Below are 19437 nucleotides of genomic sequence, written 5' to 3'. Positions count from 1 at the left end.
CGGAATCCGAATTCACTAAGGAGTTAGCATGACCTCTTCATCTACACCAAAAATTGTTTCCATGCAGGTGATCCCGGTGGCCGGGCACGACAGCATGTTGCTCAACCTCAGTGGGGCACACGCGCCTTTTTTCACCCGTAACATCCTGATCCTCAAAGACAGCAGCGGGAATACCGGCGTGGGCGAAGTCCCGGGCGGCGAGAAAATCCGCCAGACTTTGGATGATTCCGCGTTGCTGGTGATTGGCAAAACGCTGGGCGAATACAAAAACGTTATGACCGCCGTGCGCGAAAAGTTTGCTGACCGCGATGCTTCCGGCCGCGGGCTGCAAACTTTCGATTTACGCACCACAATCCACGTCGTGACCGCGATTGAAGCGGCGATGCTGGATCTGCTCGGCAAACATCTGGGCGTCACCGTCGCATCTCTGCTCGGCGACGGTCAGCAGCGCGACGAAGTCGAAATGCTTGGCTACCTGTTCTACGTTGGCGACCGCAATAAAACGTCGCTCGGCTACCAGAGCCAGCCCGGCGACAACTGCGACTGGTATCGTCTGCGCCACGAAGAAGCCCTGACGCCTGCCGCCGTGGTTCGTCTGGCCGAAGCCGCGTATGAAAAATACGGCTTCAATGATTTCAAACTGAAAGGCGGCGTGCTGGCCGGCAGTGAAGAAGCCGAAGCCGTGACCGCATTGGCGCAACGCTTCCCGCAGGCGCGCATCACGCTGGATCCGAATGGCGCGTGGTCGCTGAATGAAGCCATTGCGCTCGGCAAACAACTGCGTGGCGTGCTGGCCTATGCGGAAGATCCGTGCGGCGCAGAGCAGGGTTTCTCGGGGCGTGAAGTGATGGCGGAATTCCGTCAGGCCACCGGCTTACCGACTGCGACCAATATGATCGCCACCGACTGGCGTCAGATGGGCCATACCATCCAGCTGAAATCTGTGGATATTCCGCTGGCGGATCCGCATTTCTGGACCATGCAGGGCTCGGTGCGCGTGGCGCAGATGTGCCACGAATGGGGCCTGACGTGGGGTTCTCACTCCAATAACCACTTTGATATCTCGCTGGCGATGTTCACACAGGTTGCCGCCGCTGCGCCGGGCAAAATCACCGCCATCGATACGCACTGGATCTGGCAGGAAGGCAATCAGCGCCTGACCAAAGAACCGCTGCAAATCAAAGGCGGTAAAGTGCGCGTGCCGGAACAACCGGGGCTGGGCGTTGAGCTGGATATGGATCAGGTGATGAAAGCTCACGAACTCTACAAAGGGATGGGGCTGGGCGCGCGCGATGACGCTCAGGGCATGCAGTTCCTGGTGCCGGACTGGAAGTTTGATCCGAAGAAACCCTGTCTGGTTCGTTAGCCGTCAGATTCAAAAAAATTGGTGCAGTAATGGCCACCGCCCTGACGTTGCCGTCAGGGCTTTTTTGTTTTTACGTCAGGTGATTACAACCCTCAGCTCCGCGCGTGCGTTGCCGCGGCTTCGATCAGTTCGTCGGACGGGCGTTTGCCGGTGTACAGTACGAACTGTTCGACGGCCTGAAGTGCGGCGACTTCTGCGCCGGTGATGACTTTTTTGCCGTGCTCACGGCCGTAGCGGATAAGCGGCGTTTCGACCGGCAGGGCGACGACGTCGAAAACGATGCTCGCGCGGTCAATGACGTCGGGCGCAAAGGCCAGTGAACCGGCTTCCGGGCCACCGGCCATACCGATTGGCGTGACGTTGACAACCATATCGACGGCTAAATCACCGACGTCGGCTTTCCATTCGTAACCGTATTCTTCTGCCAGCGCGCGGCCATTGGCTTCGTTGCGCGCAATAATATAACCGGTTTTGAAACCGGCATCACGGATGGCGGCGACCACCGCTTTGCCCATTCCACCGCTGCCGCGCAGCGCGAAGACCGCATCGCGCGGGACTTTATGGCTGTCGAGCAGTTTGGCGACGGCAATATAATCGGTGTTATAGGCACGCAGGAAGCCGTCGTCATTGACGATGGTATTCACGGACTGAATGGCGGTAGCGGAAGGATCCAGTTCATCGAGGAACGGAATGCAGGCTTCCTTGAACGGCATGGAAACCGCGCAGCCACGGATACCGAGTGCGCGAACGCCTTTGACGGCGGCTTCAATATCTTTCGTGCTGAACGCCTTGTAGACGAAGTTCAGGTCTAACGCCTGATAAAGGTAGTTATGAAAACGGGTACCGAAATTTCCCGGACGACCGGAAAGGGACATGCACAGCTGCGTGTCTTTGTTGATTTCCCGACTCATGATGCTCTCCTGATAGGGTAGGTTTGGCTTTGGTAAACCTTAGCTGAAACGATACAACCCTACAATCAGCGCGTTCCTTCATGAGCGGTTCCCGTTTACGCGGAGTTTTCGTTATCGTATTGAATAATCGTAAAACCTTCTTCCGCCTGAGGTTCAGCAAAATGTCGGGAGATAAGCTCAAACTGCTCATCGGTCACCGCAAAATCATGCGTGCCGGACTGATTCCGGACGTGCAAACGGGATTTACAGACGTCGGCGGAGACATTCAGAAAATGCAGGCGATGATCCGTGCTCGATTCGTGAATGATGCTCATCATCCACTGGCGGTTCGCGACGGTATTGGCCGGAAAATCCAGCACCACGGAAACTCCGGCGCTGAGCAGCGAAACTACGTGCGGGGCGATGGCGCTGCGCAGTTTTGCCGAGCAGCGGACGTAATCCTCGATCGTGCGCATTTCCTCTTTAAACAGCGCGGATAACCAGCGGTCTTCGCTGACAACCACCGTGACAGGCTGCTTTGCCAGTTCGCGCGCCAGGGTGGATTTCCCGGAGGCAATTTTTCCGCACAAGATATGCAGCATTGCCTGATTTTCGGTGTTCATTGTCTGCCTCTCCGGTTTGATGTCTTTGTTTTTCAGCAGGTTAAAATAACACGTTGATTTCAGAATAAGGTGCTGCATTTTCTATCATCGGCGTCATCGCATCGTCCTGCAAAAAACCGCTGACCAGCCGCGCGTTATGCGCCCACAAAGTCTGCGGCAGCCAGGAACCGGCGCTGAGGCGGCGCACGCCCGCACGCGCCAGTTCTTCCACCGGCGCAAGCCCCGGCCAGACTGCAACATTGAGCAGCAGCGGCGTGCTTTCGGCGATGTCGCGCATCTCATTCAGGTCGGCTAATCCGAGCACAAAAAGCCCGTCAGCGCCTGCGCGGTGGCAGGCCTGTGCCCGCACCATGACTTCGGCGGCGCGGTGTTCTGCGGACACCAGATGGCGGGCGTAAACGTCGGTACGCACATTAATGTACAGATCCACGCCGCGCCGGATGCACGCGTTGCGGATGGCCTCGACTTTGGCATACAGGAGATCGGGATTATCCGCGCCGTCCTCGATATTAATGCCGGTGACGCCGACGTCGGCAAGCCGCAAAACGTTAACCGCGACCTGTGCCGGGGAGTCGCTGTAACCGCCTTCAATATCCGCAGAAAGCGGAACCGAAATCACCCGGGCGATAGACGCCGCGCGCGCCACATACTCATCCACCGGCAGCGCATTGCCGTCGCGATACCCCAAGGACCAGGCGACGCCCGCGCTGGTGGTGGCAATGGCCGCCGCGCCAAGAAGCTCTGTCTGGCGTGCGCTGCCTGCGTCCCAGGCGTTGGGTAATTTCAGCGGTTTATCCTGCAAATGCAGGGCGTGAAAGGCGGAGAGAGAAGGCGTTTTCATAAAATGTTCCTCGAAAAAGAAACATTCTAATCATGCATAATTTTCTTGATAATAGTCGGAAATAACATTCATTGATTCCCTGAGAGCAATAATGAACGCGCCGTCGCTGCACTTAGTGCAAACCTTTGTTGCTGTGGTTGAACACAATAGCTTTGCCCGAGCCGCTGATGCGCTGGGGATCACGCCGTCGTCCGTCAGCCGCTTTATCAAAGCGCTGGAACAGCAACTGGGCACCCAGCTGCTGAACCGGACCACACGGGCGATGTCGCTGACTGAATCCGGGAAACGCTATTTTGCCGAGTGCCATCAGGCGCTGTTGCAGCTGAGAAACGCCGCCGAAACCGTGCGCGATGAACAGAAACTGCCGTATGGCGAACTGGTGGTCAGCGCGCCGGTGGCGTTTGGTCACACGCATATCGTGCCGTATCTGAGTGCGTTTCTGGCGGCGTATCCGCGGGTGCAGCTGGATTTGCGTCTGACCGATGACTACGCTGATCTGGTTGCCGACGGCATCATGCTGGCGTTTCGTATTGGCCGCATGAAGGATTCCTCGCTGATTGCCCACAAAATGCTGGAGAACCGGCGGATCCTGGTGGCCGCACCGGCTTATCTGGCAAAACGCGGTGTGCCGCAGGCGCTGGAAGATCTCAACGGGCATGAATGTATCGTCTCTTCGGCCAGCCAGGACGGCCTGCTGTGGCGGCTGTTTTCGGGTGCAGAAGAACGCACGCTGGCACCGAAAGGATCGGTGAAAGTGGATAACGCGGATGCAGCGCGGCGGCTTTGTACCGACGCACACGGCATCGCTTTTCATTCGGCAGTCACGATGGCAGCGGCGATTGCCGCAGGAAGTCTGGTGCAGGTTTTGCCGCAATGGACGGGGCGGGAAACCGGTGTGTATTGCGTGCGGCCTAACCGGCGTATCGGCCCGGCGGCCACGGTATTTCTTGAGTTTTTATCTTCACGCTGGCGTTGAAAATGATGGCCTGATGCTCAAAAGGCGACATCCGTTATACTTAATGCATACGCAAACGCGGAGGCTGACATGAATTTGGATCTTTTTGATCATCCCGATTTCCACCCGCACTGGCGCGAAGATCTTTTCCCCGGCGCGGTGGTGCTGCGTGGCGCTGCGCGGGAAAACGACACGGCGTTGCTGGCGGAGATCGACCGGATCGCCGGGCTGGTGCCTTTTCAGTATCGCGCGACGCCGGGCGGTTATGCGATGTCCGTGGCGATGACCAACTGCGGCGATGTCGGCTGGGTGACGGATAAAGCCGGTTATCGTTATCAGACCACGTCGCCGGAAAGCCATCAGCAATGGCCCGCGATGCCTGAGCTGTTTCGCGAAATCGCGGTGAAAGCCGCAGAGCAGGCCGGGTTTCCCGGTTTTAATCCGGACGCCTGCCTGATTAACCGCTATCAGCCGGGCGCCAAAATGAGCCTGCATCAGGATAAAGACGAGCATGACTTCGGGCAGCCGATTGTCTCGATTTCTCTCGGATTACCGGCGGTGTTTCAGTTTGGCGGGCTGGAGCGCAGCGACAAAACGCAGCGCATCACGCTGACGCACGGTGATATCGTGGTGTGGGGCGGCCCGTCGCGGCTGCGTTATCACGGCGTTTTGCCGCTGAAAGCGGGCGAACATCCGCTCACAGGTTCGTACCGGTTTAACCTGACTTTCCGTAAAGCGGTATAACACGGCAGGCCGGGCTGTAAAGCACAGGACTTTATCCTCATTCTGCTTTACACTGCCGCCCTGCAAAATCTGACATGTTGAACGAATAATTACTTAGGCGGTAAGCGATGAACGGCGTAATCACAACCTGGTTTGAAGATAAAGGTTTCGGTTTTATCAAAGATGAAAACGGCGATAACCGTTATTTCCACGTGATTAAAGTCGCAAACCCTGAGCTGATTAAGAAAGATGCGGTGGTCACTTTTGAGCCGACGACCAACAACAAAGGCCTTTCCGCCTTTGCGGTCAAAGTGGAACCGGAAAGCAAATACATCTTTATTGCCGGTGAGCGCATCAAAATCACCAGCATCAAATCCTTCCTGGCTTTCAATGAAGAAGTCCCGGCAGAAACCAAAGTCGACAAAGAAAATGCCGTGCTTTCCGTCGGCCTGCTGATGAACCGTATTCGTCCGCAGGAAGAAGAGAAAAAAGCCGCGACGCGTACCATGAAAAAGCTGCTGATCACCACCTTCCAGAACAGCACCTACGTGTTTACGGAAGATGAAATTGACGTGGATGCCACCGTCAAAACGCTGAAAGCGCTGTAAGTTTTTTAACGTTTCCAAACCGGTGCGCGCTCGCTGCACCGGTTCTGTTTCTTCCTTTTAGTACGTCACTGTCACCGTCACTGTATCGCTGTAAGAACCTGCGGGCTGATTTGCCTGCGTCAGATTCACGGACGCCGTGTATGGGAATGACTGCGAAGTGCCGGTTCCGGTCGCGCTGCTGTTCGTTGCGGCGGTCCAGACCGTGCTGTCACCTTTGAAAATCTGGTATTGCAGATAGCTGGTAACTGAATTGGCGGTAGATGACATCTGCCGGTATGCGCCGGTGCCCGCCACGCTGCTGGTCAGGTTCACGGAATAGGCGGCGTTCAGGGTACAACGCACGCTGATAGTGTTCGCCACGACCGTCGTCAGGCCGGAAGGCAGGGCGGCGCTGCCAAAACCGACGTTGGGCGCGCTGTCGATATAGCAAAAACTGGTGACATTCAGGGTCAGATTCACATTCCCAGAAACACTCCCGGTATCCGCGAGACACAGCAATGTACCCACAGCGATGGAACACATATTCCAGGTCCAGTTAATCGGAACTGTATCGATATAGGTTCCGGCTGCCAGATTGGAAATGGCAACCGGGCGGACGTAGAGCGGCAATGTACTGTTGGGGCCGGAAAATAATCCCAACAGGCCGAGCGCGGTGCTGCTGCTCCAGGTGATGGTATCGCCCTGATTATAAACGGCACTGCAGCTGGCATCTTTACACAAACTGTACGGCAGATACTGGCCGGTGACGGCGCTGTAAAGGCGTGGCTGTGTTCCGGTCGGATGTGTTGTTGTTCCTATAAGCGCCGTGATGGTGTTGGTGCCGCCCACGTTAAGCAGACCGCCGGTACAGCTTAATCCGCTGCCGCCAGAGGTGATCAGCGGAGTGGAACTGACGGCAAAAGAATTTTGTGTCCCCAATGTGATGGTGGATGCTGCTGTAGTGCAACCAGCCCGGGCCATTGACGATGCCGCAAGCAGCATCACCAGCAACACGCCGTGGCGTATCTGCCGCCAAAAAATTCTCATGATTTATCTCCTGCGCTTGTACCCTCTGTCGTTACCGGACATGCCAGCGGGCCAATCTGCTCAATACTCTGATGTTTAGGATCCAGATCGAAACTGATCCGGCATACCGAATGATCTTCCTGCTGAATATTCAGCACGTTGTGTTCCTGCAAATGGGAGAAGTACACCAGCCCGTCATAGCCGGTTACGGTGGTTTGCTGAGAGTTTTGTTCCGTTACCAGCGTCCCGAGTTTCAGCGGTTGCCCGGTTTTGTCGTGGAGGGTGATATTGGCGGAAAGGACTTTTTCCACGCTAAATTTCACCACTACGCCGCTGCCTTGCTTCACCGCAATCCGGTCGTTGACGTTATTGGCGACCACGTCTGCCGGGAGCGGAAGCGTGTCGATTTCCACTTTGGCGGGATAATACGAGCTGACGGTCGGGATCAGGAGATGTCCGTTGCTGTCTGTTTTGCCCATTTTTTGATTCTCGAACAGCACCGGCACGTCGGCGTAATGGCCGGTATCCACCACGATAAAGGCGTCATTAATTTTGTCCGACAGGAACCAGTCGTTCGCCATAAACACCACAGAACCGCTCAGATCCGCCCAGTTGGTGTAATCGCCCTGATTACCGTAAAAGCCGCCCTGAACCGTGGCGTAATGGGATTTCCAGGTGGCATCGGCCTGCTGATACGGATTGTTACCGCCGCTGTAAGCCAGATTCCAGCCCAGACCCCCGTCGGTCGGCGTCGCTTTACTGGCGCCAATTTGCTCCTGATAATTTCCTGAACTGTCACGCTGCACGCCTGCATTCATATTGATATTGGTGCCGATCGGGATAATGAACTGGAGCTGTGCGCTGTAGCCGTTATCGCCCAGCGTTTTGTTGAGCGATAAAAACATGCTGCTCTGGCCCCACAGCGAGCGGCTGTAAGAGAAGTTCACCAGCCGGGTATGGGAATTGTCATAGGCTTCGACGTCGTAATACCCGATGCCCATGGTGCCGTTCGACGAGCCAAAGGGCGATGTGCTAAACGTCACCTGATCCGCCTGACGGCTTAACCGCGTGTTACTGGTGTAAGACGTAATATCCTGATAACCCACCGTGCGTTTTGAGCGCAGTGCGGACAGGCTGAAAATATTGGAATAGTAGGAATAGCCGAGGGTGTACTGGCTGCCGTCTTTTTTGTCAGTCGCGCTTACGCCCAGCGGATTACTGATTTCTCCGCTGGAATTGGGAATACCCGGGTTCGCGCCGTTAGGGTAAGTACTCTGGTTATCAGGAATATTACTGCCATCCACCGGCGGCCGGTCGGCTTTACTCATGCTGCCCGAGAGACTCAGCGTTCCCCAGGTGCCGACCGCGACATCCCCCCCTAAACCACCGAGCGTTAATCCCTGCGCGATTTCGGTATGGCCCGAAAGCGTCAGGTAATTGCTCAGGCCGTAACGATAGATACCGCTGAAGGCCGCATCGGAATAATCACCGTTGGACAGGCCATAATTCTGGCGAACCGCGCCGAGCGAGAAATCAAAGTCGCTGAGGTTTTTGCGCAGCAAGGTGTTGGAAACATAAAACGGTACGCTGGTCGAAACTTGTCGCCCGACAGCATCCGTCGTCACGATCGTGGCTTCACCGGCGCCGTTGATATACGGCACGTTGGTCAGGGTAAACGGGCCGGAATTCAGGTTATTACTGCTGGCTTTGAAGCCATTGAGGAACAAATCCACGGTGGTCGGTACGGCGGCTGTCCCGCTGTATTGCAGCAGCGGATACGTCACCAGATCCGGACGAACCGCAAAATTACGGCTGATGCGGATACCGCCCATGCGCGCAGAGTTGCTCCATGTCAGGGAGTCGCTGACGAAATCCCCGACCTGATAACTGATGAGATCTTTTTCGTCGGTAAAACGCCAGAAAGTGTCGTAACGCAGATAGCCATCCTGCGAAGTCTGTGCGCCGTTGGAGGGCACGCTGTCAATGTTGTAGCGGTAAGTTCCGGTGTTGGTGACAATCCCCAGGCTGCTGAAAAAACGCTGTTCCATCCAGGTGGCGACTGACCGTGCGCCGCCGGGGGGATCGGTGTAATACGCATCGTAGTTAAACAGCAGACCGTTACTGCTTTTCGATGGTGTGTAGTTCATCAGCGGATCGCCGCTGACGTTCTGATTTGGCAGCCACGCATCCGGCACCTGTAAAATCAGCTGCTGTGTTCCCGAGTCATAACGGGCTTTCACGTCAGGCAGCTCGCCAACATTAATCAGCCTCGTCTGACCATTAATGTGAACGTGATTTTTCGCCAGCACTCCGGCTTCGACAAAATACGCATTATTGCGATAGGTAACAGGCACCACCTGATTATCCGTCTGGCCGTTCACCACGACAGACAGATAAAACATGGCATCCGTCACCACCGGCGCCGCACGCGGGGCGTCCGGCAGCGATGAATATTCCTGCGCCTGCACGGCAAACGTGGACAGACATAACAGGCACAGGCTTCCCCGGAAATACAGCTTAGGCTGATAACCCGATCGGGGAAGAGGTCTGATTGGCATCCGTTGCGGCTCCTGCTGTTACTGGCCGCGGGAAATGACAATCGGTTTGGTATTATCGGCAATCTGCGCATTAAGCTGCTCGCCGGGCGTGACGCCCGCAGGCAACGGCCAGCGCATCTGTTGCCCCGGTAACACGTAGCCCATAAAGCCGCCGACCATGGTCTTCACGCCCTGCTTCTGATTGCCGTTTGCTGACCAGAACACGTTGCTCAGACGCGCATGGACGATGCCGGTATTGCGCACCTGCAAATAGGTTTTACCGCCGTCAGAAATCGTGCGCCACGACAGCACCGGGCGCGACGCCGTGGACGGATCGCGTTTCATATCCGGGCGATCGTTAGTCCACAAACTGCCGCCATCCATAAACAGCGGCAGCAGATAACGCATCTGCAATTGCAGCCCGACCACTGCTTTATCTTTCCCCTGGCCGGCGTTATTCAGCGGGGATGGGATCTCATCAATAATGATGCGGTAGGCCTGTTCGGTATTCGCCTGCACCGGCGTGTTGCGGATCAGTCTGATCAGCTGGCGCTGACCCGGTGGTACCGTAGCAAAAGGCGGGCTGGCGACTACATTGGTTTGATCCGCGTATCGCTCGTTAAAATTATCCTGTTTCCAGGCCAGCACGCGCACTTGTAAAGACACCGGTTCCGCGCCACGGTTCTCCAGCCACAGGGCGGATCCGTTCTGATCGGCTTCAATAATCTGATAGACCGGCCAGACAAGCACGGAACTGGCGGCCTGCGCGGCAGGCGCTAACAGCAGGGCACAGGCCAGCGCGATGGTTGAAATAATTCGGGAAAAAGTCGTGCGTAAAAACAGTGTATTCATATTCCATATCCTGATGATTCAATAAGTTAACGTTACGGTGACGGTATCGGTATAAGTCCCGGCGGAAGGCAGGGTGGTCACAGCGTATAAACGTGCATAAACCGGGTAGGTTTGTGTGGTTGCAGGAAAACTGGCCACGGATTTAACCAGTGCGCCGTTGCCCCAGACCTGACTGCGGGCGGCATCCTGAAAAAGCTGATAGCCCAGTTGCTCTGTGCTGGTGGTGTTTTGCAGAAAGCGGCGCGTCGCGCTGCCGCCATGAGTGCCGTAATCCATGGCGATACTGACGGAGGTTCCCGGCGTACAGGTCACTACCACTGATCCGGCACCGGCAACGCTGGTGGTGTCGACGTTGGCGGGGATGGAGGACATTGAGCCGAAGTTGATGGTGCCGAGGTTGGTGGTTGGGCTGGAAAACGAGCTGCCAAAAGCGCAGCCATTGGTGAGGGTGGCGGTGACGGTAAATGCTGCCGTGGCGGTTGCGGCCCGCGCTGCGCTGCAAAACATCAGCGGCAGGAGAATCAGCGGGGCGAGCAGACGGCCAGGCATGGCAGCCTCTACCAGGACACGGTGACGTTCACCGTGTCCTGGTAAACACCGGCGGCCGGTGTGGTTTGAGCCGGAACGCGGCCATAAACTGTCGCCCACTGATCGGCACCGTTGCCGGTATTGCTCACGCCGGTGGTGTTATCCCAGACTGTCGTGCGCGCCGCCGTGGTATAGAGATTATATTGCAGGGACACCGCGCTGTTGGTGGTGTTGACCATTCTGCGAGCCGTCACCACACCGCTGCTGCCACCATCCATAACAATTTTGTAGGCCAGCCCGTTCACGCATTTCACGCGAATTGAGCCCGCCAGCTGAGCGCTGGTGGCATTAATCGCGCTGGTCAGCGAAGCATAATTGCCAAAATTCAGCGTACCAAAACTGGTACTTCCGGACGTCGTGGTTCCCGCCTCGCAGGCGGGCAACAACGTGGCGCTGACGCCGATTGTTGCCGCCTGACTTAAGGGAATGCTGAACGGCATCGACACCAGCAGGATAGCTGGCAGGAGCAGCAGTACCTTGATGTCCATGGTTTTCCTTCCTTGAATCAAAAATCCTTCAGAGGCTAAACCGGCCCTGAGGGAATAAAGCTTTACCAGGAAAGAGTGGCAACAACGGTATCGTTATAAGTTCCTGCGGCTGGCGTTGTGCTGGTCTGGTCAGCAGGCAGCACGCGGCCATAAATCGGGATATTTTGCGCCGTCGTCCCGGTGGTCAGGGTGATTGGCGTATTGATCGCGATTTCAGTGGTACGTGCGGTATCGGAGTAGAGACGGTAAGGAATGCTGGTTCCGCTTGAGGTCATCGTGCGCAACCCGCCTGTCGCCGCAAGGCCGCCATTGAGTGACAGCGTTGGTGTCAGGCCGGTGCTACAGGTGATGGTGACCGCGCCGGTGCCATTGGCACCAAACACGGTGCCGTTGATCACGCTGGTCAGGTCGGCATAGTTACCAAAGTTTAAGGTACCCCACTGGTTAGTCCCACCCGTTGAAGTACCGTTGCCAACGGTACACCCGGTGCTGATGGTCAGTGAAACGCCCACTTGCCCTGTTAAGGTACCGGCTGCTTGCGCGCCTGCGGCTAACGTCAGTGTTGCCGCGGCCAGAATAGCCAGTAATAAAGAATTTTTTTCGCCCATGATGACTCCCAATAACTGCTTACACTGGTGTGTATTCATGCAACGGCGTTGCATGTGGAAATCCTCTGGTGGTCAGTAATTTAACGCTAAAGACTGCAAGAAAACCGGACAAGAAACGGCGTGCAGGCCGGGATTTGTATTTTTCAGTCACTGCTGAAAGAGTCCCTGACCTTAACCTCATGATGAAAAACGCCGTTATGGTTAAATATAAGTTAATAAATTTACCTTAAGGGGATATTTTAGGCATTTTTGATAATAAGGATAAAAATTCTATAAATGTGAAATTGATAGTTTTTTATCCCAACATTATGTTTTTTACAGGTCTGTGCGGTGCGTGGTGACAGAGAAAAGATGAAGTTTATTAACCATTCTTTGTGTGTTGTTAACGGGTTATGATGCTGTATTCCCCCGAATGGAGACTGTGATGTTTTCTGATCCCGTTATTGCTGATATGAACCGCCTGGCGCGTTTTCTCTCTTTTGACCAAACTGCCGGAAAGGGGCCGTCAGGCACTTCGCCGCTGCTCATCCTGCTGGGCAACGCAATTTTACCCACCGCAGAAGCGGCGTTTCAGGCGCTGGCGCAAGGGCGCGTGACACGCCTGCTGATTGCCGGCGGCATCGGGCATTCGACCCGTTTGCTGTATGACGCGGTGCAGCAATATCCGGTTTACCGGAATGTCGCCACCGAAGGTCGCAGTGAGGCTGAGGTGTTGTACGACATCGGCTTACAGCATTTCGGGCTTTCCCCGGAAAATATCCTGCTTGAAACGGCCTCGACCAACTGTGGCGATAACGCATTACAGGCGCGGCGCGTGCTCGACGGATCCGGGGACCGGAATACGGACATTATTCTGACGCAGGATCCGCTGATGCAGCTGCGCACCGACGCCAGTTTCCGCCACGTCTGGCGCGATCGTCCGGATGTCCGCTTCACCAGCTGGCCGGTGCTGGTGCCGCAGCTGGTGCGCGAAGGCGAAAGCGTGAGATTTGCCGGAACTGCGCAGGCCGGTTTGTGGACGTTGCCGCGCTTTATCTCCCTGCTGCTGGGCGAAATCCCGCGCCTGCGTAATGCGCCGGGAGGCTACGGCCCGCGCGGGGCGGGCTTTATTGCCGAAGTTGAAATACCGGCAGAGATTGAAGACATTTATGCGCGGCTGCGCCCGGTTCTTGAAGCCGGTTACGGCGACAGATCCTTCTGACAGACGGCGGCAGTTTCTGCCGTCTCCTGATGATTTCCGCGCAGCGCCAGTAAAACCACCAGCGCGGAAAACAGCGTAATACCCGTCAGACACAGCAACAGCGGGTGCAGCGAGGCGGCATAAAGCGCCTGAAGCTGCGCCGTGCTGGCCTGCGGAATGAGCTGCTGTGCGACCGCCAGATTGCCGGTCGCCAGCCGCTGCGCCGCCTGACTGATTTCCCCACCGGTAAATTGTGCCGCCAGTGCGTTATGGGTGAGCGCTGAGAGAATGGCGCCGACAATCGCCAGCGAAATCCCTTCACCGGCCACGCGCGTGGTGCTGAAGATTCCGGTCGCCATGCCTGCCCGCTCTTTTGGCACAACGCTGACTGAAAGCCCGTCCATCAAACCCCAGGGTAAACCCGTACCAACGCCAATAATCAGCATCGGCGCGATCATGCCGGACAGATCCTGCGCCAGCACCGCGCGGCTCAGCCAGCCCAGCCCGGCCGCAGCAATCACCAGCCCGGCGGTACACAACACGCCCGCCGGTATCCAGCGCGTCAGCCACGCGGCCAGCAGCGGCACGACCAGCATCGGTACTGACAGCGCCATCATCATCAGCCCGGCGCGCTCTTCGCTCAGCCCGGTCACGCCGATAAACAACATCGGCAGTACCACCAGCAGCACCACAAAACAGAAACCGGTCGCCAGCGGCAGCGCCTGCACGCCGATAAAACGCACGTAGCGGAACAGCGATAAATCCAGCATCGGGTTTTTTACACGAAGCTCAACCGCCACGAAAATCCCCAGTAACACCGCCGCACCCGCCAGCATCGCCAGCACCTGCGGGCTGTTCAGGCCGGACTGCGGAATTTCCATCAGCGCCCAGGTCAGCAAAGCCAGCATGGCGGTAAACGACACCGTGCCCGGCCAGTCGATACCGGCGGCCTGCGGATTTCGCGTTTCGCGCATTTTCGACGTGCCACTCAGCAGCGAAATCAGCGCGATGGCAGCGGCGGAGAAAAAGACCGAACGCCAGCCGAAATGCGCGATAAGCAATCCGGCCAGAAACGGCCCGAACGCCAGCCCGACGCCAAAACTGCTGCCCATCAGGCTGAACGCGCGGGTTCGCGCTGCGCCGTCAAATTCCTGCGCCAGAGCCGCCGCACCGCCCGCCAGCGCACCGGCGGCGGCAATCCCCTGCGCGCCGCGCAGTAAATCAGTCCACAGCAAACTGCTGCTGAAGGCCTGTAACAACGAAAGCAGGGCGAACAGCGAAACGCCGCTGATAAACACTTTTTTGCGGCCGATTTCATCCGCCAGCGCACCGGCGGCCATCAGAAAACAGCCAAACGTCAGCATGAAAGAATTGGTTATCCAGCTGAGCGCCTGTGCGCTGCCGCCGAGCTCACGGGCGATGGCGGGCGTGGCGACCGCGCCGCTGACGAAATTGAGCGGCAGGATCACCGCCGCCAGACAGACGGTGAACAGAACCCGCAGGCTGCCGGTGTTGTGCGTGGATGAGGTATTCATTGGTTTCCCCAACGGAAAGAGTCGTGACATGGATGATAAAATGTCAGTAATCTTGCGGAAACAGGCTGCAGGTCCGATGATTAAGGACTAAAACGCTCGAATATCGGGAAGGGTAAAGTGGAAAATCTGAACGGTTTACTGGCGTTTGTCCGCGCGGCGCAAAGCCAGAGTTTTGCGGCAGCGGCAGAACGCATGGGCATTTCGGCGTCGGCGGTGGGGAAAAGCGTGGCGCGTCTGGAGGAAAAGCTCAACGTTCGGCTGTTTAACCGCAGCACGCGACGCATCAGCCTGACCGATGAAGGGCAGCTTTTTTTCGAACGCTGCCAGAATATCGTCACGCAACTGGAAGAAGCCGAGCAGGAGCTGGTGCGGATTTCCGCCGTGCCGCGCGGTAAATTGCGCATCACCGCGCCGGCCATCGGTTACCGCATGCTGTTGCCACATTTGCCGGAATTTCGCGCACGTTTTCCTGACGTTGAGCTGGATCTGGATTTCAGCGACCGTATGGTGGACGTCATCGATGAGGGGTTTGATATCGCCATCCGCAGCGGCGAGCTGAACAGTTCGCAGATGATGTCGCGCCGTCTCGGGCCGTTCCGCTTTGCCATCGTCGGCAGTCCCGGTTATTTCGCGCAACACCCGGCTCCGCTGACGCCGGGCGATTTACGTCATCACGCCTGCCTGCGTTACCGGTTTCCGGGCAACGGACAATGGCAGGAGTGGGAACTGAGCGAAACGCCGGAGGAGCTGCCGCTGGCGCTGAGCAGTAATAATCTGGAATCGATACTTCAGGCGGCGGTGCAGGGGCTGGGAATGGCGTATGTGCCGGAGTTTATCGTGCGCAATTATCTGGCCTCCGGCGAGCTGATTTCGGTGCTGGACAGCTTTCAGAAAGAGGGCGGCAAATTCTCGGTAGTCTGGCCGAGCAGCCGCCATATGTTGCCCAAAGTGCGGGTGTTCATTGATTTTCTGACCGAAAAACAGGTACTGGGATAAGCGTTTTTTCAGTGAGTTACCGCTTGTCCAGCCATTTGCCCATTTCCCCCAGCGCCTGTTCCAGATTTTCGCGGCCAAAACCAATGCGCAGAAAATCTTCCGAAACCGGCGTCAGTTCAGAGGCGTAAGTCACGGACGGAATGACCATCACCCCGGTTTCTTCCACCAGTGTGGTGGCAAATGCTTCTGCGCCTTCCGTCCCCAGATAACGCGGAAACGCCAGTACACCGGCCTTTGGCACGGAAAGCCGGAACAGATGCGGATAGCGCGCCAGAAACTCTGTCAGCGCAGCGAGCTGGCTGCGCGAACGCGCCATGACTCGCTCAAGGATCGGTGCGCGGGCGTTGAGCGCAATCGTCGTCAGGAACTCGCCGGGCATGGAATTGCAGATCGACAGATACTGCTTCATGCGTTCGAGTTTCAGCATCCATGCGTCATCCTGACACGCCACCCAGCCGATACGCAGGCCGGGCAATCCGTAGGCTTTTGACGTCACATTCAGCGAGATCCCGCGTTCGTAAATATCGGCCAGCTGCGGCAGACGATCCGCCGGATCAAACTCTGTCTGCCGGTACACTTCATCGGAGAAAATCCAGATCCCGCGTGCGCGGCACATTTCCACCAGATCCGTGAGTTGCTGACGCGAAATCAGCGCACCGGTCGGGTTATGCGGGAAGTTTATCGCCAGCACTTTGGTGTTTTCACGCAGCGCAGCCCGCACTTTTTCCACGTCCAGCGCCCAGTCGTTGTTTTCATCGAGCGCCACGCCGGTGACGGAACAGCGCGACAGCGGCACGCTTTCCAGCGACTGATAATTGGGCGTTATCACGACCGCGTGATCGCCTGGTTCGAGCAGCATCTGAAAACTGGCATAAATCGCTTCGTCGGCACCGGCAAAACTGATGACCTGCTGCGGCGTAATGTGCCGGTACGTGGAGGCGATGGCCTCGAGAAGTTCAGGCGTTCCGCGCAGCGGCGGGTAATCCAGCACGGTTTGCATGAAGGGCGCGCGGTGCTCTTTTCCCGCCAGTTCGAACAGCGTATCGATGCTCATCGATTCCGGGTAAGACGACGACAGCGGAAAACGGACGGCGTGTTCCAGCCGCGAGAGGTAGCTGATTAAACGAAAATCTTCTGGAAAGGACATGGCGTACCCGTTAATAAAATTTAGACATCAGCGGCGCTGGCCCTGCGCAAAACGGCGCTCAAGACGGCTTTGCAGCAGCTCTAAGACAATCGACATAATCCAGTATATCGCAGCCGCCGTCGCCAGCATTTCCATATAACGATAGGTGCTTCGCCCGTAGGATTGCGCGAGAAAATTCAGCTCCCACAGCCCCATCAGCGAGACCAGCGACGAATCTTTCAGCATGGAGATAAACATCGACCCGGCGGGCGGAATAATAATGCGCAGCGCCTGCGGTGCGGTGACGTGAACCGCCACCGTCCAGCGAGAAACGCCCAGCGCCAGCGCGGCTTCCTGCTGGCCGCGCGGCACGGAAAGCACGCCGCTGCGGATGGTTTCCGCCAGATACGCGCCATAGTTCATCGACAGCGCGATAATGCCGGAGCTGAGCGCGCCGAGCACAATCCCGACCTGCGGCAGCGCCAGATAGATAATTAATACCTGAACCAGCAGCGGCGTACCGCGAAACAGCGAGGCGTAAAACGTGGCGCAGCCAAACGCCAGCGCATTTTTGGACATCCGCCCGAGCGCGGTGATCAGGCCAATCAGCAGGCAGAAAAACATCGAACAGGCGGTGATCATAATGGTCAGCGCCGCGCCCTGAATAAAGCCGTCCGGCGACAGACGCAGGCCGAGCAGGAACGGCAATTTCTGGCTGATCAGGCTCCAGTCCAGCCCCATTTTGCTGAAAGTGCCGAGCAGCAGGCTGAGCAGAATCAGCCACGTCAGCCCGGTTTTAAATTTAAACGCGTGCGCGTGGTGCCAGCGTTCCGGCGTTTCCACCTTCGGCTGGCTGTCCGGGATTTGTGGCATCACGGTACCTCGTGCGTAATATCTTCACCCAGCCAGTGCTGGGAAATTTTGGCCAGCGTGCCGTCGTCGCGCAGCGATTTAATCGTGTCTGCGACTTTTTTATCCCATTCGGCGTCACCTTTGTCCGTCGCCACCCAGTTCGGTTCGGCGTACAGCTCGGTGACAATTTTGAACACCGGCGCACGCTTGATGCGGGCATTGGCGGTGGCTAAATCAGACACCACGCCGTCCAGACGCACACCCGGCCCCAACGCCAGATTCTGGAACGCGACTTCTTCGTCACTCGGGATCACCTGCACGTTATCGAACGGGAAGTTCAGCGGTTTTGCGCCCGGGATCACCAGCGCTTTTTGCAGGTACGTTTCATAGGTCGAACCGATGCCGACACCGATTTTCTTATTGCTCAGATCCGCAGCGGATTTGATGCGGTCATCTTTCTTATTCACCACCAGCACGGCCGGAGAGTTGTAGTACGGCGTTGGGAAATCCAGCACTTTGGCGCGCTCGGTGTTTGGCGTCATCGAGCAGATACAGGTATCCCAGCGCCCCTGCCATTTACCGCCGACAATGGTTTCCCAGCCCGGCGCAATAATTTCCAGCTTCACGCCCATGCGCTGCGCCACGGCTTTGGCGACATCCACGTCAAAGCCTGCCAGCTGATTATTGTCATCAATAAAACCAAAAGGCGGATAGTCATTGACGATGGCATTGCGCAAAACGCCGGTTTTGGTCACGCGATCCAGCGTCGTCCCGGCAAAAGAGGTGGCAGAAAACAGCGTGGAGGCCAGCAGGGTCAGGGCAACGAACGAAGTGCGCATAAGCAAAGTTTCCTTAAACGTAACCGAATTGGGAGAATATTGTGAAAACCTACACTAAGTTTTAGACGTATAGAAGTCCAAAATTCGCCTTTTCAGACTTACAGTGAACTCTGCCGAAAATCCCCCGAAATACAGCGTATTACTTCAATCATTAAGTCAGTAATTAGCTTAGCAATCCCGCGCCGACGTTAATGGAAAACCCGAGAATGGCCAGATTGAAGACGAACGAAATCACCGACTGCAACAGCGCAATCTGCCGCATATCGGTGGTGCCGGTCGCCACGTCGGCGGTTTGCGACGCCACGGCAATGGTGAAAGAGAAATAGAGAAAATCCCAGTAACCGGGTTCGTCGGGCTTTTCCGGGAAAATCATCGGCGTGCAGTCTTTGCTGCGCCGCAGATAGTGATGATGTGCGTAATGCATGGCGAACGACGTGGGCAGCAACGCCCAGGAGGCAATCAGCGTGGTGGCGGTCAGCAGAATGTGCAGCGCCCGCGCGGTGCCGGTGAGATCTTTAAGCGACCCCAGCTCCATCAGGATCGCCAGAATGCTCACCAGACAGGTCAGCGTCACCAGCGTCAGCACGATGCTGGCACTTTCATCCTGCGTTTTGGCGATGTGCGGAATGTCTTTCGGCTCGGTGCGCAGCATCCGCAGCCACAGGAAAAACAGGTACAGCCATGCCAGCACATTCCAGCCGATCATCAGGCGCTGCAACGTCCCAAGATGCGCGGGAAGGGCGAAAAAACAAATCAGCCCGGCAACGATTGAAATCACCAGCCGGGAACGGGCATGCAGGTAATGACGAAGGGAAAGACTCATGA

General features: G+C 56.7%; 20 protein-coding genes. 6 read left to right on the top strand and 14 right to left on the bottom strand.

Going from position 1 to position 19437, the window contains the following annotated elements; genetic code table 11:
• Window positions 1–28 precede the first annotated feature (28 nt).
• On the top strand, window positions 29–1366 hold the full coding sequence (gene gudD, locus IV433_RS07595; protein WP_195813773.1) for a glucarate dehydratase: 1338 nt from the start codon (window positions 29–31) through the stop codon (window positions 1364–1366).
• 92 nt (window positions 1367–1458) lie between these two features.
• On the opposite strand, the gene IV433_RS07590 is transcribed toward gudD, so the two are convergent.
• The 3 genes from IV433_RS07590 to IV433_RS07580 form a co-directional block, all read right to left on the bottom strand.
• Window positions 1459–2277 (bottom strand): shikimate 5-dehydrogenase, encoded by an 819-nt coding sequence (locus IV433_RS07590; RefSeq protein WP_195813774.1) that lies wholly within the window; start codon window positions 2275–2277, stop codon window positions 1459–1461.
• A gap of 95 nt (window positions 2278–2372) precedes the next feature.
• Window positions 2373–2879 carry an AAA family ATPase gene (locus IV433_RS07585; RefSeq protein WP_195813775.1) on the bottom strand — a complete coding sequence of 169 codons (507 nt, stop codon included), beginning with the start codon at window positions 2877–2879 and terminating at the stop codon, window positions 2373–2375.
• 40 nt (window positions 2880–2919) lie between these two features.
• A complete protein-coding gene (locus IV433_RS07580) occupies window positions 2920–3720 on the bottom strand; it encodes an isocitrate lyase/PEP mutase family protein (RefSeq protein WP_195813776.1) in 801 nt (266 codons plus the stop codon).
• Between the two features lie 91 nt (window positions 3721–3811).
• Between IV433_RS07580 and IV433_RS07575 the strand changes: the two genes are divergently transcribed.
• The 3 genes from IV433_RS07575 to IV433_RS07565 all read left to right on the top strand — a co-directional run bounded on the left by IV433_RS07575 (window position 3812) and on the right by IV433_RS07565 (window position 6006).
• Window positions 3812–4696, top strand: coding sequence for a LysR family transcriptional regulator (locus tag IV433_RS07575; RefSeq protein ID WP_195813777.1), 885 nt, complete (start codon window positions 3812–3814; stop codon window positions 4694–4696).
• Window positions 4697–4765: 69 nt separating this feature from the next.
• Window positions 4766–5419, top strand: a complete 654-nt coding sequence (gene alkB, locus IV433_RS07570; protein ID WP_195813778.1) for a DNA oxidative demethylase AlkB — start codon at window positions 4766–4768, stop codon at window positions 5417–5419.
• A 107-nt stretch (window positions 5420–5526) separates the two neighbouring features.
• Window positions 5527–6006 carry a cold shock domain-containing protein gene (locus IV433_RS07565; protein WP_195813779.1) on the top strand — a complete coding sequence of 160 codons (480 nt, stop codon included), beginning with the start codon at window positions 5527–5529 and terminating at the stop codon, window positions 6004–6006.
• A 57-nt stretch (window positions 6007–6063) separates the two neighbouring features.
• Here the strand turns inward: IV433_RS07565 and IV433_RS07560 are convergent, their stop codons facing one another.
• The 6 genes from IV433_RS07560 to IV433_RS07535 all read right to left on the bottom strand — a co-directional run bounded on the left by IV433_RS07560 (window position 6064) and on the right by IV433_RS07535 (window position 12084).
• Window positions 6064–7032, bottom strand: coding sequence for a Csu type fimbrial protein (locus tag IV433_RS07560; RefSeq protein WP_195813780.1), 969 nt, complete (start codon window positions 7030–7032; stop codon window positions 6064–6066).
• Window positions 7029–9569, bottom strand: coding sequence for a fimbria/pilus outer membrane usher protein (locus tag IV433_RS07555; RefSeq protein ID WP_195813781.1), 2541 nt, complete (start codon window positions 9567–9569; stop codon window positions 7029–7031). The genes IV433_RS07560 and IV433_RS07555 overlap by 4 nt, the downstream gene beginning before the upstream one ends.
• Window positions 9570–9587: 18 nt before the next feature.
• On the bottom strand, window positions 9588–10400 hold the full coding sequence (locus tag IV433_RS07550) for a fimbrial biogenesis chaperone (protein WP_195813782.1): 813 nt from the start codon (window positions 10398–10400) through the stop codon (window positions 9588–9590).
• Window positions 10401–10418: 18 nt separating this feature from the next.
• On the bottom strand, window positions 10419–10949 hold the full coding sequence (locus tag IV433_RS07545) for a Csu type fimbrial protein (protein ID WP_152327685.1): 531 nt from the start codon (window positions 10947–10949) through the stop codon (window positions 10419–10421).
• An 8-nt stretch (window positions 10950–10957) separates the two neighbouring features.
• Window positions 10958–11476 carry a Csu type fimbrial protein gene (locus IV433_RS07540; RefSeq protein ID WP_195813783.1) on the bottom strand — a complete coding sequence of 173 codons (519 nt, stop codon included), beginning with the start codon at window positions 11474–11476 and terminating at the stop codon, window positions 10958–10960.
• A 62-nt stretch (window positions 11477–11538) separates the two neighbouring features.
• Window positions 11539–12084, bottom strand: a complete 546-nt coding sequence (locus IV433_RS07535; protein WP_152327687.1) for a Csu type fimbrial protein — start codon at window positions 12082–12084, stop codon at window positions 11539–11541.
• A 424-nt stretch (window positions 12085–12508) separates the two neighbouring features.
• Here IV433_RS07535 and IV433_RS07530 point away from each other — a divergent pair, with 424 nt between their 5' ends.
• Window positions 12509–13285: a YdcF family protein gene (locus tag IV433_RS07530; protein WP_195813784.1), complete on the top strand. Its 777-nt coding sequence runs from the start codon at window positions 12509–12511 to the stop codon at window positions 13283–13285.
• Here the strand turns inward: IV433_RS07530 and IV433_RS07525 are convergent.
• Window positions 13264–14799, bottom strand: a complete 1536-nt coding sequence (locus IV433_RS07525) for an MFS transporter (protein ID WP_195813785.1) — start codon at window positions 14797–14799, stop codon at window positions 13264–13266. The genes IV433_RS07530 and IV433_RS07525 overlap by 22 nt on opposite strands.
• A gap of 117 nt (window positions 14800–14916) precedes the next feature.
• Between IV433_RS07525 and IV433_RS07520 the strand changes: the two genes are divergently transcribed.
• On the top strand, window positions 14917–15795 hold the full coding sequence (locus IV433_RS07520) for a LysR substrate-binding domain-containing protein (protein ID WP_195813786.1): 879 nt from the start codon (window positions 14917–14919) through the stop codon (window positions 15793–15795).
• Between the two features lie 16 nt (window positions 15796–15811).
• Here IV433_RS07520 and IV433_RS07515 read toward each other — a convergent pair whose 3' ends face one another.
• The 4 genes from IV433_RS07515 to IV433_RS07500 all read right to left on the bottom strand — a co-directional run bounded on the left by IV433_RS07515 (window position 15812) and on the right by IV433_RS07500 (window position 19435).
• Window positions 15812–16942: an aminotransferase class I/II-fold pyridoxal phosphate-dependent enzyme gene (locus IV433_RS07515; protein WP_195813787.1), complete on the bottom strand. Its 1131-nt coding sequence runs from the start codon at window positions 16940–16942 to the stop codon at window positions 15812–15814.
• A gap of 27 nt (window positions 16943–16969) precedes the next feature.
• Window positions 16970–17794, bottom strand: a complete 825-nt coding sequence (locus tag IV433_RS07510) for an amino acid ABC transporter permease (RefSeq protein ID WP_152327692.1) — start codon at window positions 17792–17794, stop codon at window positions 16970–16972.
• Window positions 17794–18612: a transporter substrate-binding domain-containing protein gene (locus tag IV433_RS07505; RefSeq protein WP_195813788.1), complete on the bottom strand. Its 819-nt coding sequence runs from the start codon at window positions 18610–18612 to the stop codon at window positions 17794–17796. Before IV433_RS07505 ends, IV433_RS07510 begins: the two co-directional genes overlap by 1 nt.
• A gap of 163 nt (window positions 18613–18775) precedes the next feature.
• A complete protein-coding gene (locus IV433_RS07500; protein WP_195813789.1) occupies window positions 18776–19435 on the bottom strand; it encodes a DUF1345 domain-containing protein in 660 nt (219 codons plus the stop codon).
• Between the last annotated feature and the right edge of the window lie 2 nt (window positions 19436–19437).

The sequence above is a fragment of the Rahnella laticis genome, from assembly GCF_015644585.1.
Lineage (GTDB): Bacteria > Pseudomonadota > Gammaproteobacteria > Enterobacterales > Enterobacteriaceae > Rahnella > Rahnella laticis.
The sequence above is the reverse complement of the archived record's forward strand: the minus strand, read 5'-3'. Positions and strand labels throughout refer to the sequence as shown.

What these genes read in the sequence shown, in the direction of transcription:
- IV433_RS07525 (WP_195813785.1), bottom strand. Translation starts at nt 14,799, where the DNA reads ATGAATACCTCATCCACGCACAACACCGGCAGCCTGCGGGTTCTGTTC.
- IV433_RS07545 (WP_152327685.1), bottom strand. Translation starts at nt 10,949, where the DNA reads ATGCCTGGCCGTCTGCTCGCCCCGCTGATTCTCCTGCCGCTGATGTTT.
- IV433_RS07575 (WP_195813777.1), top strand. Translation starts at nt 3,812, where the DNA reads ATGAACGCGCCGTCGCTGCACTTAGTGCAAACCTTTGTTGCTGTGGTT.
- IV433_RS07565 (WP_195813779.1), top strand. Translation starts at nt 5,527, where the DNA reads ATGAACGGCGTAATCACAACCTGGTTTGAAGATAAAGGTTTCGGTTTT.
- IV433_RS07515 (WP_195813787.1), bottom strand. Translation starts at nt 16,942, where the DNA reads ATGTCCTTTCCAGAAGATTTTCGTTTAATCAGCTACCTCTCGCGGCTG.
- IV433_RS07510 (WP_152327692.1), bottom strand. Translation starts at nt 17,794, where the DNA reads ATGCCACAAATCCCGGACAGCCAGCCGAAGGTGGAAACGCCGGAACGC.
- gudD (WP_195813773.1), top strand. Translation starts at nt 29, where the DNA reads ATGACCTCTTCATCTACACCAAAAATTGTTTCCATGCAGGTGATCCCG.
- IV433_RS07555 (WP_195813781.1), bottom strand. Translation starts at nt 9,569, where the DNA reads ATGCCAATCAGACCTCTTCCCCGATCGGGTTATCAGCCTAAGCTGTAT.
- IV433_RS07550 (WP_195813782.1), bottom strand. Translation starts at nt 10,400, where the DNA reads ATGAATACACTGTTTTTACGCACGACTTTTTCCCGAATTATTTCAACC.
- IV433_RS07530 (WP_195813784.1), top strand. Translation starts at nt 12,509, where the DNA reads ATGTTTTCTGATCCCGTTATTGCTGATATGAACCGCCTGGCGCGTTTT.
- IV433_RS07535 (WP_152327687.1), bottom strand. Translation starts at nt 12,084, where the DNA reads ATGGGCGAAAAAAATTCTTTATTACTGGCTATTCTGGCCGCGGCAACA.
- IV433_RS07560 (WP_195813780.1), bottom strand. Translation starts at nt 7,032, where the DNA reads ATGAGAATTTTTTGGCGGCAGATACGCCACGGCGTGTTGCTGGTGATG.
- IV433_RS07505 (WP_195813788.1), bottom strand. Translation starts at nt 18,612, where the DNA reads ATGCGCACTTCGTTCGTTGCCCTGACCCTGCTGGCCTCCACGCTGTTT.
- IV433_RS07585 (WP_195813775.1), bottom strand. Translation starts at nt 2,879, where the DNA reads ATGAACACCGAAAATCAGGCAATGCTGCATATCTTGTGCGGAAAAATT.
- IV433_RS07500 (WP_195813789.1), bottom strand. Translation starts at nt 19,435, where the DNA reads ATGAGTCTTTCCCTTCGTCATTACCTGCATGCCCGTTCCCGGCTGGTG.
- IV433_RS07540 (WP_195813783.1), bottom strand. Translation starts at nt 11,476, where the DNA reads ATGGACATCAAGGTACTGCTGCTCCTGCCAGCTATCCTGCTGGTGTCG.
- alkB (WP_195813778.1), top strand. Translation starts at nt 4,766, where the DNA reads ATGAATTTGGATCTTTTTGATCATCCCGATTTCCACCCGCACTGGCGC.
- IV433_RS07590 (WP_195813774.1), bottom strand. Translation starts at nt 2,277, where the DNA reads ATGAGTCGGGAAATCAACAAAGACACGCAGCTGTGCATGTCCCTTTCC.
- IV433_RS07580 (WP_195813776.1), bottom strand. Translation starts at nt 3,720, where the DNA reads ATGAAAACGCCTTCTCTCTCCGCCTTTCACGCCCTGCATTTGCAGGAT.